The organism is Pseudogemmobacter faecipullorum (assembly GCF_020539525.1).
GTDB lineage: Bacteria > Pseudomonadota > Alphaproteobacteria > Rhodobacterales > Rhodobacteraceae > Pseudogemmobacter > Pseudogemmobacter faecipullorum.
In genome coordinates this window covers 116,306-133,940 of record NZ_JACDXX010000001.1, presented here as the reverse complement: position 1 = coordinate 133,940, position 17,635 = coordinate 116,306, and the positions used below count along the sequence as shown (strand labels likewise).

General features: G+C 64.8%; 15 protein-coding genes. 10 read left to right on the top strand and 5 right to left on the bottom strand.

The genetic code is table 11. The features are described 5' to 3' along the window. Positions 1 to 145: 145 nt before the first annotated feature. Positions 146 to 910 (top strand): NAD kinase, encoded by a 765-nt coding sequence (locus tag H0485_RS00610; RefSeq protein ID WP_226933380.1) that lies wholly within the window; start codon positions 146 to 148, stop codon positions 908 to 910. Positions 911 to 970: 60 nt separating this feature from the next. Here the strand turns inward: H0485_RS00610 and H0485_RS00605 are convergent, their stop codons facing one another. After that, positions 971 to 2,875 carry a propionyl-CoA synthetase gene (locus H0485_RS00605; RefSeq protein WP_226933379.1) on the bottom strand — a complete coding sequence of 635 codons (1,905 nt, stop codon included), beginning with the start codon at positions 2,873 to 2,875 and terminating at the stop codon, positions 971 to 973. Between the two features lie 128 nt (positions 2,876 to 3,003). On the opposite strand from H0485_RS00605, the gene H0485_RS21610 reads away from it, so the two are divergent. Then, positions 3,004 to 3,135, top strand: a complete 132-nt coding sequence (locus H0485_RS21610) for a hypothetical protein (RefSeq protein ID WP_255613238.1) — start codon at positions 3,004 to 3,006, stop codon at positions 3,133 to 3,135. Here the strand turns inward: H0485_RS21610 and H0485_RS00600 are convergent. Next, positions 3,126 to 5,417, bottom strand: a complete 2,292-nt coding sequence (locus H0485_RS00600) for an NADP-dependent malic enzyme (RefSeq protein WP_226933378.1) — start codon at positions 5,415 to 5,417, stop codon at positions 3,126 to 3,128. The genes H0485_RS21610 and H0485_RS00600 overlap by 10 nt on opposite strands. Before the next feature lie 211 nt (positions 5,418 to 5,628). On the opposite strand from H0485_RS00600, the gene H0485_RS00595 reads away from it, so the two are divergent. The 6 genes from H0485_RS00595 (at position 5,629) to H0485_RS00570 (ending at position 11,634) form a co-directional block, all read left to right on the top strand. Beyond that, positions 5,629 to 6,063: a cytidine deaminase gene (locus tag H0485_RS00595; RefSeq protein WP_226933377.1), complete on the top strand. Its 435-nt coding sequence runs from the start codon at positions 5,629 to 5,631 to the stop codon at positions 6,061 to 6,063. A 13-nt stretch (positions 6,064 to 6,076) separates the two neighbouring features. Then, on the top strand, positions 6,077 to 7,390 hold the full coding sequence (locus H0485_RS00590; RefSeq protein ID WP_226933376.1) for a thymidine phosphorylase: 1,314 nt from the start codon (positions 6,077 to 6,079) through the stop codon (positions 7,388 to 7,390). 2 nt (positions 7,391 to 7,392) lie between these two features. After that, complete coding sequence (locus tag H0485_RS00585) at positions 7,393 to 8,589, top strand: phosphopentomutase (protein WP_226933375.1); 1,197 nt, start codon at positions 7,393 to 7,395, stop codon at positions 8,587 to 8,589. Positions 8,590 to 8,685: 96 nt separating this feature from the next. After that, the gene (locus H0485_RS00580) at positions 8,686 to 9,663 is read left to right on the top strand and encodes an adenosine deaminase (protein ID WP_226933374.1); all 978 of its coding nucleotides are present in this window, start codon (positions 8,686 to 8,688) and stop codon (positions 9,661 to 9,663) included. A 2-nt stretch (positions 9,664 to 9,665) separates the two neighbouring features. Further along, positions 9,666 to 10,298, top strand: coding sequence for a uracil phosphoribosyltransferase (upp, locus tag H0485_RS00575; protein ID WP_226933373.1), 633 nt, complete (start codon positions 9,666 to 9,668; stop codon positions 10,296 to 10,298). Between the two features lie 76 nt (positions 10,299 to 10,374). Next, the gene (locus tag H0485_RS00570; RefSeq protein WP_226933372.1) at positions 10,375 to 11,634 is read left to right on the top strand and encodes an SPOR domain-containing protein; all 1,260 of its coding nucleotides are present in this window, start codon (positions 10,375 to 10,377) and stop codon (positions 11,632 to 11,634) included. A 53-nt stretch (positions 11,635 to 11,687) separates the two neighbouring features. On the opposite strand, the gene H0485_RS00565 is transcribed toward H0485_RS00570, so the two are convergent. After that, entirely contained in the window at positions 11,688 to 12,725 is a 1,038-nt protein-coding gene (locus tag H0485_RS00565) for a hypothetical protein (protein ID WP_226933371.1), read from the bottom strand. A 198-nt stretch (positions 12,726 to 12,923) separates the two neighbouring features. Here H0485_RS00565 and H0485_RS00560 point away from each other — a divergent pair, with 198 nt between their 5' ends. Beyond that, positions 12,924 to 13,886: a DMT family transporter gene (locus H0485_RS00560; RefSeq protein ID WP_226933370.1), complete on the top strand. Its 963-nt coding sequence runs from the start codon at positions 12,924 to 12,926 to the stop codon at positions 13,884 to 13,886. A gap of 39 nt (positions 13,887 to 13,925) precedes the next feature. On the opposite strand, the gene H0485_RS00555 is transcribed toward H0485_RS00560, so the two are convergent. Beyond that, on the bottom strand, positions 13,926 to 15,314 hold the full coding sequence (locus H0485_RS00555; RefSeq protein ID WP_226933369.1) for a DEAD/DEAH box helicase: 1,389 nt from the start codon (positions 15,312 to 15,314) through the stop codon (positions 13,926 to 13,928). Between the two features lie 268 nt (positions 15,315 to 15,582). Between H0485_RS00555 and H0485_RS00550 the strand changes: the two genes are divergently transcribed. Beyond that, the gene (locus H0485_RS00550) at positions 15,583 to 16,563 is read left to right on the top strand and encodes a type I glyceraldehyde-3-phosphate dehydrogenase (protein ID WP_226933368.1); all 981 of its coding nucleotides are present in this window, start codon (positions 15,583 to 15,585) and stop codon (positions 16,561 to 16,563) included. Positions 16,564 to 16,596: 33 nt separating this feature from the next. On the opposite strand, the gene H0485_RS00545 is transcribed toward H0485_RS00550, so the two are convergent. After that, on the bottom strand, positions 16,597 to 17,520 hold the full coding sequence (locus H0485_RS00545; RefSeq protein WP_226933367.1) for a DMT family transporter: 924 nt from the start codon (positions 17,518 to 17,520) through the stop codon (positions 16,597 to 16,599). Between the last annotated feature and the right edge of the window lie 115 nt (positions 17,521 to 17,635).

Here is a 17,635-nt window from a genome sequence, read left to right as displayed (position 1 = left end):
CTTGCCATTGTTCCGCCCTTTGACCGGCATTTTCTTGTGGCGCCGGGGGGATGCGGGCGGCGGGGCGCATCAGCAGGGTAACGGGTGGTGAGGGCTTGAGTTTTCAGCCTTTGGGGTACAGGGTCTGGCGCAAAGGAAAGGTGCGATGGCGCTCAGGATCAGGTTCACCGCCTCCAGGACAGAGGTTGCGCAGGAGGCGATGGCCCGGCTGATCGCACGCTATGGCCAGGTTGAGGCGCGGCGGGCGACGGTGATCGTTGCGCTTGGCGGCGATGGCTTCATGCTGCAGACGCTGCATGCCCAGTCGGGCCGGGGCGTGCCGGTTTACGGCATGAACCGCGGCACGGTCGGCTTTCTGATGAATGAATTTTCGGAAGAGGCGCTTCCTGAAAGACTCGCGCTGGCTGAGGAAGAAATTCTCAATGCCCTGTCGATGCGCGCCGAGAATACCCGTGGCAAGGTCAGCGAGGCGCTGGCGATCAATGAAGTGTCTTTGCTGCGGCAGGGCGCTCAGGCGGCAAGGCTTCGGGTCTCGGTCGACGGGCGCGAGCGTCTGCCCGAACTGGTCTGTGATGGCGCGCTTGTTGCAACCCCTGCCGGATCAACGGCCTATAACTACTCGGCCCATGGTCCCATCCTGCCCATCGGGGCCGGAGTGCTGGCTCTGACGGCAATGTCCGCCTTCCGGCCACGGCGCTGGCGCGGGGCGCTATTGCCCAAAAGCGCCGAGGTGCGCTTTGATGTGCTGGATGCTGAGAAGCGCCCGGTCATGGCCGATGCGGACAGCCGCTCTTCGGTCCGGGATGTGGCCTCGGTTATTGTGCGGACCGAGCCTTCGGTCAGCCATCGCCTGTTGTTTGACGCGGGCCACGGGCTGGAAGAACGGCTGATCCGCGAGCAGTTCGTCTGAAAGGTGATCCGGCCGAGATCCTAGCCCTTGGAAGCTCCGGGGCCAGGATCTCGGCTGCGCTCAGGCCTGTGAAGGGCTGAGCGCCAGCCCGAGCGTGCGCAGAGCGGTCGCGATTTCCCCAAGCACCGCCGGGTCATCGATGGTCGCCGGCATTTTCCACGGCTCGCTGTCGGCAATCTTAACCATAGTGCTGCGTAGAATTTTTCCCGAGCGGGTTTTGGGCAGGCGCTCGACCACCAGAGCGCGCTTGAAATCCGCTACCGGGCCGATCCGCTCGCGCATCAGCGCGACGCATTCGCGCAGGATCTCGTCATGCGGGCGGGCTGAGCCCTTGTTCAGGCACAAAAGCCCCAGCGGCGACTGGCCTTTCAGCGCATCCGCGACACCGATCACGGCGCATTCGGCCACTTCGGGATGCGAGGCCAGAACCTCTTCCATGGCCCCGGTCGAGAGCCGGTGCCCGGCGACATTGATCACATCATCGGTGCGGGCCATGATGTAGAGATAGCCATCCCCGTCGAGATAGCCCGCGTCTCCGGTCTCATAATATCCAGGGAAATGAGAGAGATAGCTCTTGCGGAAGCGCTCTTCACCATTCCACAGCCCGGGCAGATTGCCAGGCGGCAGCGGCAGTTTTACCGCAATCGCGCCCAGCGTACCGGCTGGCACCGGCTGACCAGCCTCATCGAGAACCTCGATATCATAGCCTGGCATCGGCACGGTCGGGCTGCCGGGCTTTACCGGCAAGGGGCCAAGCCCCATCGGATTGGCGGCAATCGCCCAGCCGGTTTCGGTCTGCCACCAATGGTCGATCACCGGCACTTTCAGATGTTTCGCGGCCCAGGCAATGGTGTCGGGATCGGCGCGCTCGCCGGCGAGGAAGCAATATTTCAGATGCTTCATCGGATAATCCCCGGTCAGCAAGCCTTCGGGGTCCTCGCGCTTGATGGCACGCAGGGCCGTGGGGGCGGTGAAAAACGCCTTAACTTTATTTTCAGAGATGACGCGCCAGAATGCCCCTGCATCGGGTGTGCCGACGGGCTTGCCCTCATAGACAACCGTTGTGCAGCCCGCGATCAGCGGCGCATAGCAGATATAGGAGTGACCCACGACCCAGCCAACGTCAGAGGCGGTCCAGAACACCTCGCCGGGGTTCATGTCGTAGATCGCCTTCATGGTCCAGTTCAGCGCCACCAGGTGGCCGCCGGTGGCGCGCACCACGCCTTTGGGCGCTCCGGTCGTGCCCGAGGTATAAAGAATATAGGCGGGGTGATTGCCCTCGACCGGCACGCATTCGGCGGGTTCGGCCCCGTATTGGAAAGTGTGCCAGGCGAGATCGCGCCCCGGGATCAGTTCGGCGACCTCTTCCTCGCGTTGGAAAATAACGCAGAAATCGGGCTGATGGTCTGAGAGGGTCAGGGCCTGGTCCAGCAGTGGCTTATAGCGCACCAGCCGGCTGGGCTCGATCCCGCAGGAGGCGGCGATGATCGCTTTGGGCTTGCAGTCGTCGATCCGGACCGCAAGTTCGCTGGCAGCAAAGCCACCGAAGACCACCGAATGGATCGCGCCCAGCCTGGCGCAGGCCAGCATGGCCTCCAGAGCCTCGGGGATCATCGGCATATAGATGATCACCCGGTCGCCCTTCTGCACGCCCTGGGCGCGCAGAGCCCCGGCGAGCGAGGCGACGCGGTCGCGCAGCTGGCTATAGGTGATGCCGCGTTTCAGCCGGGTGACCGGGCTGTCATGAATGATGGCGATCTGCGCGCCGCGGCCAGCTTCGACATGGCGGTCGACGGCATTCCAGCAGGTGTTCACCAGGCCATCGCTGAACCATTCGTAGAGGGGGGCTGCTCCGGCATTCAGGGCGCGGGTGGGCGGACGGACCCAGTCTATCTTCCCGGCTTCGCGCAGCCAGAAGGCCTCCGGATCTGACTTCCAGCTGCCATAGACCTCAGGGTAGCTCATCGCATAAACTCCTCTTCCTCGCGTCATTTGTTACGCGAGAGGTCGGGGCGTCGCAACTTTGTTACCGGAAACAATACTGCGAAGTTCGGGCGGATTTGCATAATTCCGCCATTGCACAGAGTAGAATTTTGCAAATCGACATCGTCAGGAAACTCGCCCGAAAATTGCAGCAGGCTTTGCAAACTCTGCTGTGGGGTGGCGCAGGAAACCTGGCGGGCGAAGAGAAATTGATTCTCTCCGCCCGCCCTGTTCAGCCGTAAACCGAGACCGGTGTACCGGCGATGGCGGACATATTCAGCAGGCCGCGCGCCGAGATAGAGGGGGTGACGACATGGGCCTTATTGCCCATCCCCATCAGGATCGGCCCGACTTCCAGCCCGCCCGCTTTCATTTTCAGGGTGTTGCGCACCCCCGAGGCCGTATCTGCCGAGGCAAAGACCAGCACATTGGCCGGGCCGCTGAGCCGCCCGCCCGGCAGATGGCGCTCGCGCAGCGTCAGGTCAAGCGCGCTGTCGACGTTCATTTCCCCCTCATAGGCAAAATCGGGTTCGCGCTCATCGAGCAGCTGCAGGGCCTCGCGCATCACCCGCCCGGAATGGGTATCCATATTGCCGAACTGGCTTTGCGAGCAGAGCGCAATCTGCGGTTCGAGGCCGAAGCGGCGCACATGTCGCGCCGCGCCGATCACCGTTTCCATGATCTGATGCGCGGTTGGCTCGGGGTGAACATGGGTATCGGCGATGAACAGCGGGCCATCCTCGAGGATCATCAGAGACAGCGCGCCGACCGGATGCAACCCGCCGCGCGCAAGCACCTGGCGGACATATTTCAGATGCCAGTGATATTCGCCGAACATGCCGCAGATCATGCTGTCGGCCTCATTGCGATGCACCATGACGGCGGCAATGGCGGTCGAATTGGTGCGCATGATGGCGCGGGCGAGATCGGGGCTGACGCCCTGGCGCGCCATCAGCTCGTGATAGGTGCCCCAGTAGTCGCGGTAGCGCGGGTCATTTTCGGGGTTTACCAGGTGGAAATCACGGCCGGGGCGGATGTTCAGCCCGGCGCGCTCGCAGCGTGCCTCGACCACTTCAGGGCGACCGATCAGGATAGGCACATCGGTGGTTTCCTCCAGCATGGCATTGGCGGCACGCAGCACCCGCTCATCCTCGCCCTCGGCAAAGACAATGCGGCGGGTGGCGGTGCGGGCTGCCTCAAACACCGGGCGCATCAGCAGTGCTGATCTGAAGACCGAGCTGTCGAGCTTCTGGCGATAGCTCTCGAGGCAGTCGAGCGGGCGGCTGGCCACGCCGGAGGCCATGGCGGCACCCGCCACTGCCGAGGCGACAACCCCCATCAGCCGCGGATCGAAAGGTTTTGGGATCAGGTAATCGGCGCCAAAGGTCATTTTCTCGCCCTGATAGGCGGCGGCGGCTTCGGCCGAGGTGGTCTGGCGCGCAAGCGCCGCGATCCCCTCGATACAGGCCAGTTTCATCTCGTCATTGATCGTGGTGGCACCGACATCCAGCGCACCGCGGAAGATGAAGGGAAAGCACAGGACGTTATTGACCTGATTGGGATAATCTGAGCGGCCGGTGGCGATGATTGCCTCCGGGGCGACCGAGCGCACCGCTTCGGGGCTGATCTCGGGCGTCGGATTGGCCAGAGCGAAAATGATCGGGCGCGGCGCCATCTGCGCCACCATTTCCGGGCTCAGCACGCCCGGGCCGGAGAGGCCGAGGAACATATCCGCACCGCCGATGACATCGGCGAGGCTGGCCGGGCTGTTGCCTTGTGCGAAAGCGGCCTTTTGCGGGGTCATCTGGGATTCGCGGCCGTGGTAGACGAGGCCGTCGATATCGCAAAGCCAGATATTCTCGCGCTTTACCCCCAGTTTCACCAGCATCTCAAGGCAGGCGATCCCCGCCGCGCCGCCGCCGGTCGAGACCAGTTTGATCTCATCGGCCTTTTTGCCGGTCACGATCAGCGCATTGGTTGCCGCTGCCCCGACCACGATGGCCGTGCCGTGCTGGTCGTCGTGGAACACCGGAATATTCATCCGCTCGCGGCAGATTTTCTCGACGATAAAGCAATCGGGCGCCTTGATATCCTCAAGATTGATCGCGCCGAACGAGGGTTCCATCGCACAGACGATTTCGGCCAGCTTTTCGGGGTCGGGCTGATCCAGCTCGATGTCGAAACAGTCGATATTGGCGAATTTCTTGAACAGGACCGCCTTGCCCTCCATCACCGGCTTGGAGGCGAGCGCACCGATATTGCCAAGGCCCAGCACCGCCGTGCCATTGGTGACCACCGCGACCAGATTGCCGCGCGAGGTATAGCGATGCGCGGTGGCGGGATCGGCTTTGATCTCGAGACAGGCTTCCGCGACCCCGGGGCTATAGGCCCGGCTCAGGTCGCGGCCATTGGCAAGCGGCTTCGTGGCGCGGATTTCGAGTTTGCCTGGTTTTGGAAACTCGTGGTAGTCCAGCGCCGCCTGACGCGCAGTCTTTGCTGCATCATTGGGGAATCCGCTCGACATAGGTGCCTCCTCAAAAATTTGTTTAACCTTAAATCATCCAGGAATTTATGCCAATCCGCCGCATTGACGCCGGCGAATAGTTTCTCACAGGCTTTGCAATCTGTGATGAAATCCGGCCTCACTCAGGCCCTTCGCCGCAGTTTACGCCGGGGTGGCGCTTGCGGCGAAACAGGGTTCAGGCCAGGATTGCAGCCTTGATCGGAGAGATTTTATGCCCGAATCTGTGCCGGATACCGAGTTGATTGCGCGGGCAGCACAGATCCGCCTGCAGGCCTATGCGCCCTATTCGGGATTTCTGGTCGGGGCCGCCCTGCGGGGCGGGAGTGGCGAGATCTATACCGGGGTCAATGTCGAGAATATCGCCTATCCCGAGGGAACCTGTGCCGAGGCGGGGGCGATTGCGGCGCTTTGTGCGGCAGGCGGGCGCCAGATCCGGGCGATTGCCATCATTGCCGATGCGCCCGAGCCGGTCGCACCCTGTGGTGGCTGCCGCCAGAAAATCGCCGAATTCGCCGCGCCCGATCTGGTGGTGACCATGGCGACCACATCCGGCGCCATCTGCCAGCTGCCACTGCAGGCGCTTTTGCCCGCTGCCTTTGGCCGGTCGCATTTCGCGCCGCCGCAACGCGGTGGCGATGAGGGCTGAGGAGGGGGCGAAGATGGATGCACGCGCGATAATCACCAGAATTCGCAATGGCATATCGCCACGACGCGAGGAGCTGAGCTGGTTTGCCCAGGGCCTGGCCTCGGGCCGGGTCAGCGATGCTCAGGCCGGGGCTTTTGCCATGGCGGTGCTGCTGAAAGGCCTGACAGAACCCGCCCGGGTGGCGCTGACGCTTGCCATGCGCGACAGCGGCCGGGTCATGGCCTGGGATCTGCCCGGCCCGGTGGTGGATAAGCATTCGACCGGCGGGATCGGGGATTGCGTCTCTCTGCTGCTGGCTCCGGCCCTGGCGGCCTGCGGTGCCTTTGTACCGATGATTTCGGGGCGGGGTCTGGGCCATACCGGCGGCACGCTCGACAAGCTTGAATCGATCCCGGGCTTTCATACCGATCCCGATGAGGCGAGCTTTCGCGCCCAGGTGGCCAGGATCGGCTGTGCCATCATCGCCGCCAGCCGCGATCTGGCACCGGCAGACCGGCGTCTCTACGCAATCCGCGATGTCAGTGCGACGGTTGAGAGCCTTGATCTGATCACTGCCTCAATCCTGTCAAAGAAACTGGCGGCTGGTCTCGATGCGCTGGTGCTCGATGTGAAATGCGGCTCGGGGGCTTTCATGAAAACCCGGGCAGAGGCAGAGGCGCTGGCGCAGTCGCTGGTGACCACCGCCCAGGATGCGGGCTGTATGACCTCGGCGCTGATCACCGATATGGAGCAGCCGCTGGTGCGCTCGGCCGGAAATGCGCTGGAGGTGACAGAGGTGATGCTGGCGCTGACCGGGGCGGCAGCGGGATCACGGCTGGTGGAACTGACGGCGCAGCTGGGCGGCGAGGTGCTGGCACTTGCTGGTCTGGCTGCCGATGCCGGGGATGGTGCAAGGCGCCTGCGCGCGACGATCGAAGGCGGGCAGGCGGCCGAGATCTTTGGCCGTATGGTCAGGGCCCAGGGCGGACCGGGTGATTTTGTCGAGCACTGGCGCGACCGCCTGCCTGCGGCGGCCGTGGTGCTGGAAGTGCCTGCGCCGGAAACCGGCAGGCTGGTTGCCCTCGATGGTGAGCAGCTCGGCCATGCCGTGGTGCGGCTGGGCGGTGGCCGTCTGCATGAAAGCGACCGGCTGCATCATGGCGTTGGACTGAGCGATATTGCCCTGCCCGGTGAGGCGGTGACCCGGGGCCAGCCGATGGCCCGGGTCCATGCTGACAGCCGCGGGGCGGCGCTCGAGGCGGTGGCGGCGGTGCAGCGCGCCTGTCGCATCGGCCCGCAAAGCGCGATGCCATCGCAACCCCCTCTTATCCTGCAGAGGATTGGCTGAACATGGCGCGTGCCTTTCTGATCGTGCTCGATTCTGTCGGCTGCGGTGGTGCGCCCGATGCGGCGGCCTTTGGCGATGAGGGGGCGAATACACTCCTGCATATCGCCAGGGCCTGCGCCGACGGTAAAGCCCGCGAGGGGCGCTCCGGCCCGCTTTTCCTGCCGCATCTCGACCGGCTGGGGCTGGGGCGGGCGATTGAGCTGGCCTCAGGCGAGCAGGCGCCGGGGCTTGGCGCCCGGCCCGAAGGTCTCTGGGGGGCGGCGACAGAGGTCTCACAGGGCAAAGACACGCCCTCGGGCCATTGGGAGCTTGCGGGCCAGCCGGTGCCCTGGGACTGGACCCTGTTTCCCGACCGGCAACCGGCTTTCCCGCCAGAGCTGACCGAAGCGATCTGCCGCCTGGCCGGCACCGAGGGCATCCTTGGCAATTGCCATGCCGCCGGCCTGCCGGTCATCGCCCGCTATTGCGAGGAGCACCGCCAGAGCCTCTGGCCGATCTGCTACACTTCGGCGGATTCGGTGCTGCAGATCGCGGCGCATGAGGAATGGTTCGGGCTCGACCGGCTGATCCGTCTTTGCGAGGAGCTGGCCCCGATCCTGCACAGCCAGCGGGTCGGGCGGGTGATCGCGCGACCGTTCAGCGGCACCTGCGGTGCCACCAGACGCACCCCGAACCGCCGTGATTTTGCCATGGCTCCGCCCGGGCCGACCCTGCTCGACTGCGTGGCAGAGGCCGGGCGTGCCACCCATGCCATCGGCAAGATCGGTGATATTTTCTCGATGCAGGGCATCGGGAGATTATGGAAAGGCGCTTCGGATGCCGATCTGTTTGAGCATCTGGTGCAGCTCGGGGGGAAGGCTGAGGAGGGCTCGCTGACCTTCGCGAATTTCGTCGAATTCGACACGCTCTATGGCCATCCCCGCGACGTTTCGGGCTATGCCCGGGCGCTGGAGCGCTTTGATGCGGCGCTGCCGCGTTTCTTTGCGCAGTTGCGGCCGGGTGATCTGGCGATCTTCACTGCCGATCATGGCAATGATCCAACCTGGCATGGCACCGAACATACCCGCGAGCGGGTGCCGGTGCTGGGCTATGGTCCGGGGGCAAAGAGCATCGGCCTTTGTGGCTTTGCCGATGTCGGTGCCTCGGTCGCGCGCCATCTCGGGCTGGTGCTGCCGGGCAGGGGTAGCTCTTTCCTGTGAATTGCGCTGACCCTGGGCTATTGCTCGCCCGGCGAGACCATTTGGAAAGGATCAGCCGTGCAGCGCGAGGACAGGCCGTCAGAACTTTTGCAGGATATGAGGCGTCTCGCCAAGGTTGAGCTGCATCTGCATCTGGAAGGGGCGGCGCCGCCCGCTTTCATCCGCGGGCTGGCGGCAGAGAAACATATGGATATCTCGGGTATTTTTGCCGCAGAGGGCGGCTATGCCTGGAAGGATTTCCCGCATTTCCTGAAGGTCTATGAGGCGGCAAGCTCGGTTCTGCGCACGCCCGCCGATTACCGCCGCCTGCTGCTGGCCGTGGCCGAAGAGCGCGCCGCCGATGGTGTCCTCTATGGCGAGATATTCCTCTCGCCCGATTTCTGCGGCGGCGGCGAGCTGGCAGCCTGGCGCGATTACCTCGGGGCTATGGCCGAGGCGGCGCGTGAGGCCGAGGCGACACTGGGGATCACATTGCGCGGCGTGGTGACGGCCGTGCGTCATTTCGGGCCGGAACAAGCCCGCCGCGCCGCGCTCTGCGCCGCCGAGACCGCCGGAGACTTCATCTGTGGCTTTGGCATCGGCGGCGATGAGACGGTGCTTTCCCCTGCCGATTTCAGCTGGGGCTTTGACTGTGCCCGCGAGGCCGGGCTGGGCCTGACCGCCCATGCCGGGGAATGGCGCGGGCCAGAGGGGATCCGCGACAGCCTTGCCGCCTGGGCGCCGTCGCGCCTTGGTCATGGGGTGCGCGCGATTGAGGATCTGGCGCTTGTCGATCTGCTGGCCGAGCGCGAAATTCATCTTGAGCTTTGCCCCGGATCGAATCTCGCCCTCGGCCTCTATCCGGATATCCGCCACCATCCGGTGGCCGAGCTGGAGCGGCGCGGGGTGAAGCTCAGCATCTCGACCGATGACCCGCCCTTCTTCCGCACCAGCCTGGCTAAGGAATTCGCCGCTCTGCATCGCGCTTTCGACTGGGAGGAGCCGCAGTTCCGGCGGATTGCACTGCAGGCGCTTGACGCCGCTTTCTGTGATCCCGATACCAGAAAGCGGATCACCGCTAAGCTGGAGGGCTGAGAATGCCGCAACATCTGACCATCGTCACCCATCCTCTGGTGAGCCATAAGCTTACGATCATGCGCAAAAAGGAGACCTCGACCGCGGGGTTCCGCAAGCTCTTGCGCGAGATCAGCCTGCTGCTGGCCTATGAGGTCACCCGCGAACTGCCGCTGACCACCGAAACCATCGAAACCCCGATCGAGACCATGGAGGCCCCGGTGATCGAGGGCCGGAAGCTGGCGCTGGTTTCGATCCTGCGCGCGGGCAATGGCCTGCTCGATGGTATTCTTGAACTGATCCCGGCGGCGCGGGTCGGCTTTATCGGTCTCTACCGCGACCCCGAGACCCTGCAGCCGGTAGAATATTACAAGAAGCTGCCCGAACATATGGAAGACCGCTATACAATTGTGGTCGATCCGATGCTGGCCACCGGCAATTCCTCGGTTGCCGCGATTGATATGCTGAAGGCCGCCGGGGCGAAGAACATCCGCTTCCTGTGCCTGCTGGCCAGCCCCGAGGGCGTGGCGCGGATGAAGGCGGCCCATCCCGATGTGCCGGTGGTCACTGCCGCGCTCGACCGTGGGCTGGATGATCACGGTTATATCGTTCCGGGCCTGGGGGATGCGGGCGACCGGATGTTCGGCACGAGATAGAGTAAAATCCGGGCAATTCGCTTTACTCAACAGGGGAAGTTTGCCAGGGTCCGGACAGTGACCACGGGGGTGGATGATGTCTGGCAAAGTCTTATCGGCGACGGTTCTTGCCGCTGTTCTGGCGGTCTCTCCGGCCCGGGCTGATCTGCGTGGCCCGGCCGAGCTGCCTCCGGCAAGCTATAAGGGTCAGCAATATGTTGACAGCCGGGGCTGCGTTTTCCTGCGCGCCGGCTATGGCGGACGCGAGACCTGGGTGCCCCGGGTCAGCCGCGACCGCAAGCAGCTCTGCGGCTATCCTGCCTCGGGCAAGGCAGTTGAAACCGCCGAAGCGGCGGCGCCCGCCCCTGTCCCGGCCGCGCCGCCCCCGGTCCCTCCTGCGGTGAAGGCTCCCGCTGCCGCCGTGGCGGCTGCTGCTCCGGCGGTTAAGCCCGCCGCGCCTGCAAAGGTTGCGAAAGCGCCGCCCGCCACGCCGCTTGTTACCGCCAGCGCCTCAGCGCCGCTTCAGGCCGATGGCATGCGGCTTGCCTGCCCGGCTTCTGCCCCGGTGCCGCAGCGCATCGAAATGCAGGGCGGCGGCAGCAGCCTGCTCTGCACCCGTGGCGATGGCAGTCTGGAAGGGGTGAGCTTCCCGCAGCTGGCCGGCGGATCGCTGGCAGGCCGCCCCATCGGCTATGATGCGCTGACGCTCGCTTCGGGCCGGGCTGCCAGCTCGTTCAGCGCCCCGAAAACCGCCACCGCCCCGCATGCCCGCGCCGCCGGGGATTTCATCCCCGAGCCTCCGCCTGGCTATAAACTTGCCTGGAGCGATGACCGCCTGAACCCGAACCGGGCGCGCGGCACCGCGCAGGGGGTGATCGATCAGGATGAGATCTGGACCCGCCATACCCCGGCCGAGCTGCGCGAGGATCAGAACACGCCGCGCCCGCCGCTGAAGGTTGTGGTCCGCCGCAGTGATGGCAGTGTTGAAGAGCGCAGCGGCGTGATCCTCTCGACCCGCGCGGATGGCAAAAAGCTGGTGCGGCTGCTGCCGGCTGAAAATGTCCGTAAATCGACCAGGGGCGATGCCGGGGCTGCTCTTGCGGCTCATCCGCCGGCAAAAGCCGCCGCCGTTGCGGCGACCGGCGCGCGCCATTTCATCCAGGTGGGCTCTTTCGGGGTCCCGGCCAATGCCGCCGGAACCGAAGGCCGGCTGCGGGGCGCGGGTCTGCCCGTGGCGCGCAATGTCCAGCGGGGGCTGCAGGTGGTTTTTGCCGGGCCTTTCGCCTCGGCTGACGAGGCCCGGATGGCCCTGGCCCAGGTTCGCGCGCTTGGTTTCGGCGACGCGATCCTGCGCTGAGCAAAGCCTTGGCTGCCACTGCATGCGCGGCCTTGCGGGGGGCTCTTTCGGCCTCAGCTGCCAGCGCAGACCGATTGCAGCGCCATCCAGTCCTCATCCTGCATCAGCGCGCCGGGCGTCAGCTCGCGATAGGGATCGGCCGCGATCAGCGCCTCAGTCTCGTCTGGCGGCGCGTCCAGCCAGCGTGCCCATGGCGTGAGCGGCAGCTGCGCCTCGCTGAAGGCAGCGATCAGATTACTCTGCGGCGGCAGCGCAGGCTGCCGGGCGAGGAGGGTCTCGCCATAACCCGACAGGGCCTTGTCCGGCAGATCGCCTGAGGTCAGCAGCTCAAAGCTGGCAAAGACACCGGCATATTTCAGGATCGGCTGCAGCGGGTCCTGCAGGCCGGCCGCAACGCCCTCGACCAGCGCTGCCCCGGCAAGGGCATCGGGTGAATCCTGTTCGATCAGGCTTTTCGGCAGCAAAATAACCCCGCCGGGCAGATGCGCGGGCCGGGTCAGCCCCTCGGGCAGGATATAGAGGATCGGCGTGTCTTCCGGGCCAAACACCCGCTCGGCCAGCCTGGCCAGCGCGGGCAGGGCAATTTCTTTGTCACAGGGCGCACCAGTCAGGCGCATCACATCATCAAGGGCGCGCATGCCGATATCGGCGCGTTTGGGCAAAGGCACCATGCGGGCGGTATGCGAGAACAGCACTGCCGGGATCACCAGGGTGGTCAGGATCAGACCCAGGGCAATGCCGCCGCCGATCAGCACGCCGCGCAATCTGCCGGGATGGGGCCGGGCTGCCGCGACGGCCGAATGCACGGTGCGCAAAGCAGCCAGCATCGCCTCGTCTTCGATCTCGACCGATTCACCGCTGTCAGAGCCGGGCGAGAAGACCGCCGGTTCCTCGCCCGGATTGACGCGCTGCACCGCGGGCAGCGACCAGTGGGTCAGCGCGGTTTCCGAGCGCGGATCGGTCATGACCAGCGTCGCCTCGCCCAGATGGACGATGACTTCGCGCCGCTGCTCTTCGGGCGTTTCGCGCCACAAACCAATGGCTTCGAGGCGCTGATACTTGCTCAGCACCGTGCCCGAACCCAATTTCACCTGCCTGCCTGCCCGTCTTTTCATGGCAGAACTCTACCCTCCCTCTGCGAGGGCTACAACGCCCGGCTTTCCGCCTGGCAAGGAATGCATAGCAGAGCTCGGCCCCCGGCTCTGGAGCATTCGCGGCCTGGGATGTCGCTCGCAGGCAAGACGAGGGGGCAGCAGGAGGCTTCAACCAGAAGGAAGAGGAGATTGCCTATGCCTGCGCCCCAGCCCGCTGCCCGTGACCGCACCCTTGCGGCCGCAGGGCTTGTGACCACCTATGCTTTCATGCTGGGTTTCAGCGATAATTACGTGCGCGTGGTCGCGGCAGAGAGCGGGCTGTGGCAGTTCCACCTGTCACGCGGGCTGATTGCAATGGCGCTGATGCTGGTTCTGGCGCGGCTGATCGGCATGAAACTGCGCCCGAAGCGGCTCTGGGCGGTGGCGGTGCGGGGTGGTCTGCAGGGCTTTGGCGTCCTGATCTATTTTGCGGCCATCGCCGTCCTGCCAGTGCCGGTGGCCGCGGCGGGCCTGTTCACCGCGCCGATTTTCGTGCTGCTGATCTCGGCATTGATTTTCGGCGAGCGGATCGGGCCTGTCAGTATTCTGGCGGTGATCATGGGGTTTCTGGGCGTGCTCCTGGTGCTGGGCCCCTCGGCCTTTTCCGGCGTGTCGCTGGTCACCACTTTGCTGCCGGTGGCCGGAGGGCTGGTCTATGCATTCGCGATGATCGCGACCCGGCGGCTCTGCGCCGAAGAGGAGGCGGGGGCGCTGGTCGCGGCTTTCTTCATCGCCCTTGGTCTGTTTGGCATCATTGGTCTTATCGTGCTGCAGATCTGGCCCTTACAGCCGGAGCCTGGCCCGGCAGGCTTTGTAGCGCGCGGCTGGGTGATGCCGGATCTGACCTATCTGGCCTGGATGACCATGCATGCCGGGGTGGTGGCTTTGGGGACCTGGTTCTGTACCCGGGCCTATCTGATCGCGGATACCGGCCGGGTCAGCGTGATGGAATATGTGATGCTGCCAGCCGCCGCCTTCTGGGGCTATGCGATCTGGGGGGAGGTTCTGGGCTGGCAGGCCTGGGTCGGCATCGCGCTGATAGCGATTGCGGGCGGGCTGATCACGCTTGCCCCGAAAGAGGCCGGAGCCGGGCTGCCTGCGCCGCAGCCATTGCCCTGAGCCAGAAAAAAAGGGGCCGTTCTGGCCCCTTTTCTTACCTTATCCGCGCGGTTTCGGACGACGCGAGGGCGATTGCGTGCCGCCTTCGGGGCGGGGGGCCGGACGGGCCCCCTGGGGTTTGCCACCCGGGCGACCGCCACCACCACCAGCACCGCCACCGGGGCGACCGCCGCCACCGCCGGGCTTGCCGCCCTGGCCCTGCGGGCGCGGGCCGCGACCCTGGCCACCACCTGCAGCAGCCCGCGCCGCGGCGCGATTCTGGCCCGGTTTCGACGGGGCTGCAGCGATTGCATCCGCCGCCCAGGGCGCGCCGCCCATCACCGGCAGCTGCTTTTTCAGCAGGGTCTCAACCGCTTTCAGCTCGCCCATTTCAGAAGGCGAGCAGAAGCTGATCGACGAGCCCGAAGCCCCGGCGCGTGCGGTCCGGCCGATGCGGTGCACATAATTATCCGGCACATTCGGCATGTCATAGTTATAGACATGGCGCACGGTCGGGATGTCGATGCCACGCGCGGCGACATCGGTTGCCACCAGCACATCAACCTCGCCCTGTTTGAACTCGGTCAGGATGCGGTCGCGCTGGTTCTGGCTGCGGTTGCCGTGAATCGCGCCGACGCGGAAGCCCCAGCCATTCAGCACTTTCGCCAGTTTATCGGCACCATGCTTGGTGCGCGAGAACACCAGGGCCTGCTCGCCCGGATGTTTCTTCAGATATTCCTCCAGCAGGCGCGCCTTGTCGCCATTGGGGATGTAATGCACGCCCTGGGTGACCTTTTCGGCGGGCTTGCCCGGCGGGGCGACCTGCACCTTGACCGGATCGCGCAGATAAGTCTCGGCGATCTCGTTGATATCCTTGGGCATAGTGGCCGAGAACATCAGGGTCTGACGCCGCACCGGGATATGTTTTGCGATCCGGCGCAGGGCATGGATAAAGCCCATGTCGAGCATGTGATCGGCCTCGTCGAGCACGAGATAGCCGCAGCGCTCAAGGCTGACATCGCCGCGCTCGATCAGATCGATCAGCCGGCCCGGAGTGGCGACCAGCACATCGGCGCCTTTGACCAGGCTCTGCGCCTGTTTGTTCACCGAGGCTCCGCCGACCACCATGACGACTTTGACCGCCGTGCCCTGGGTATAGGCAAAGAGGTTGTCCTTGATCTGGGTGGCCAGTTCGCGGGTCGGCACCAGGATCAGCGCCCGGATGTTTTTCGGGCCGGGCGGGTGACCGAGGTCGAGGATGCGGTGCAGAAGCGGCAGGCCGAAAGCAGCGGTTTTGCCGGTGCCGGTCTGGGCAAGGCCCATCAGATCCTTGCCCGCCATAATATGCGGGATGGCCTGGGCCTGAATCGGCGTCGGCACTTTCAGCTGGGTCTTTTCCAGCGCTTTAAGGATCTTGGGCGAAAGGCCAAGGGCTTCGAATGTGGTCATTGTGTTCCGGGAGAGTGAGGAGCGGGAGCAGTTCTCCCGGCATGATGTTGCGCCCGCCATGCACAGGAAGCGGCGCAAATGTCAACCTTTGCAGCCGGTTTCCAGGCTGAGGCCAGGGGATTTCGGGCTGCGGGGCCCGAGATGGGAAGCGGCTGTGCAGCCTTTGCATAGCTGGCAATCCGAAAGATGCATTGCCAGCTATGGCGCTAAATGGTTTCACTCTCGGAACATGGCAGGCTGTAACTGCAGAGCGAAGGCGGGGCGACAGATGCGGGTTTTCATCAATGGATTTGGACGGATCGGACGTTCGGTGCTGCGCACCTGGGCGCAAAATCCTGATCGCTGGCCCGGGCTGGAGATTGCCGCGATCAATGATATCGCTGATCCGGGCATCTGTGCCTATCTGCTGGAATATGACTCGGTCTATGGCGCCTGGCCAGGCGGTGTGACGCTGGAAGGGGATATGCTGGGCATTGCCGGCCGGCAGATCCCGCTTTTCCGCGCGCCCGATCTGTCCTCGCTGGATCTGCGTGGCTTTGATCTGGTGATGGAATGCACCGGAATGGGCGGCAACCGCCCGGTGGCCGAGCGCGGGCTGCAGGCCGGTGCGGCACGGGTGCTGCTCTCCGGCCCTTCGGATACTGCGGATTATACCGTTGTGCTGGGCGCGAATGATGAGGGGCTGAGGGATCAGCGCGTGGTCTCCAATGCCTCCTGCACCACCAATGCACTCGCGCCGCTGGCCCGGCTGATTGATGATGCCTGGGGGCTGGTCACCGGCTCGATGACCACGGTCCATTGCTATACCGGCAGCCAGCCGACCACCGATGCGCCGGGGCCGAATTTCGCGCGCTCGCGTGCCGCCGCCCTGTCGATGGTGCCGACCACCACCTCGGCCTCGCATCTGGTTGACCGGGTGCTGCCGCAGCTTGCCGGGCGGCTGCAGGGCTCGGCGGTGCGGGTGCCGGTGGCCAGCGTATCCTGCGTCGATCTGGCGGTGATGACCCGCGACCGGGTGACGGTCGAGGCGGTGAATGAGGTGTTTCGCAGCGCCGGCGGTGTCATCGGTTCGACCGACCGGCCGCTGGTCTCGTCGGATCTGCGCGCCCGCCCCGAGTCGATCGTCATGGCAACGCCCGAGACCCGGCTGACGGCGCAGGGGCTGCTGCGGGTGTTTGGCTGGTATGATAATGAATGGGGCTTTTCGAACCGGATGCTCGATATCGGGCTGCGGATGGGGCAGGGCTGAGGCCCCGCCCCGGCCCTGGTTTCGCCCGGGGGCTCAGCCCTGAGGCGTCATGGCCTTGCGCTGCCGCGCCCGCTCAAGCCCGAGCCGGCGCTCGCGCCAGATGATCAGGATCCCGGCCAGGATGATCAGCGCCGCGCCGCCGAGCATGGTCGCGCTCGGCACTTCCGAGAAGACGAACCAGCCAATCGCCAGCGCGAAGATCATCGAGGCATAGTCAAAGGGCGCAACCAGCGAGGCATCGGCCTCGCGGTAGCTCGAGGTCAGCAGGATCTGGCCGATCCCGCCAAGAAGGCCGGTGCAGATCAGCAGCGACAGCTCAAACCGCGTCGGCCAGACCCAGCCGAAGGGCAGGGTAAACAGCGACAGCAGCGTCGAGGTGACCGAGAACCAGAACACAATCGCCGCCGTCCGCTCGACCATCACCAGCTTGCGCACAAAAACCTGGGCGAGGGCGGCAAAGACCGCGCCGCCGAGCACCAGCGCCGCTCCGAAAGCTTCGGCCGGATTGCCTGCGCCATCCTGTAAAACGGTCAGCCGCGGCGAGATCACGATCAGCACCCCGATCAGCCCGAGGATAACGGTGGCGATGCGGAACAGCCGGACATTCTCACCCAGAAACATCGCTGCGAAGATCACCGTCAGCAAGGGCGCGGCATAGCCAATCGCGGTGACTTCCGGGAAGGGCAGATAGGCCAGACCGGCAAAGCCCAGCCCCATGGCCATAGTGCCGGCAAAACCGCGCCAGACATGGCCAAAGGGATTTCTGGTATAAAACCCGGTACGCAGATCGCCGGTAACAGCCAGCCAGATCACGATCACCGGAATGGCAAAGAATGAGCGGAAGAAAACCGCCTCACCACCGGGCACACGCTCAGAAGTGGCCTTCACCAGCGCCGACATCACGATGAAAACCAGAACCGAGCAAATTTTATAGGCTATGCCGCGCAGCGGGCGCATATCACAGATCCTTCTGCATAACCCAGTCAGATCATGAGCCTGGCCGCCTTGCAAGGGTGTCTCGCCCGGCGCGGTGCGGCCTCTCGCCGCCGGGGGCGGGGGCTGATCTGTTCAG

Coding starts and splice junctions, on each gene's coding strand:
- H0485_RS00555 (WP_226933369.1), bottom strand. CDS start 15,314: ATGACCACATTCGAAGCCCTTGGCCTTTCGCCCAAGATCCTTAAAGCG.
- H0485_RS00585 (WP_226933375.1), top strand. CDS start 7,393: ATGGCGCGTGCCTTTCTGATCGTGCTCGATTCTGTCGGCTGCGGTGGT.
- H0485_RS00570 (WP_226933372.1), top strand. CDS start 10,375: ATGTCTGGCAAAGTCTTATCGGCGACGGTTCTTGCCGCTGTTCTGGCG.
- H0485_RS00610 (WP_226933380.1), top strand. CDS start 146: ATGGCGCTCAGGATCAGGTTCACCGCCTCCAGGACAGAGGTTGCGCAG.
- upp (WP_226933373.1), top strand. CDS start 9,666: ATGCCGCAACATCTGACCATCGTCACCCATCCTCTGGTGAGCCATAAG.
- H0485_RS00595 (WP_226933377.1), top strand. CDS start 5,629: ATGCCCGAATCTGTGCCGGATACCGAGTTGATTGCGCGGGCAGCACAG.
- H0485_RS00560 (WP_226933370.1), top strand. CDS start 12,924: ATGCCTGCGCCCCAGCCCGCTGCCCGTGACCGCACCCTTGCGGCCGCA.
- H0485_RS00605 (WP_226933379.1), bottom strand. CDS start 2,875: ATGAGCTACCCTGAGGTCTATGGCAGCTGGAAGTCAGATCCGGAGGCC.
- H0485_RS00590 (WP_226933376.1), top strand. CDS start 6,077: ATGGATGCACGCGCGATAATCACCAGAATTCGCAATGGCATATCGCCA.
- H0485_RS00550 (WP_226933368.1), top strand. CDS start 15,583: ATGCGGGTTTTCATCAATGGATTTGGACGGATCGGACGTTCGGTGCTG.
- H0485_RS00600 (WP_226933378.1), bottom strand. CDS start 5,417: ATGTCGAGCGGATTCCCCAATGATGCAGCAAAGACTGCGCGTCAGGCG.
- H0485_RS00580 (WP_226933374.1), top strand. CDS start 8,686: ATGAGGCGTCTCGCCAAGGTTGAGCTGCATCTGCATCTGGAAGGGGCG.
- H0485_RS00545 (WP_226933367.1), bottom strand. CDS start 17,520: ATGCGCCCGCTGCGCGGCATAGCCTATAAAATTTGCTCGGTTCTGGTT.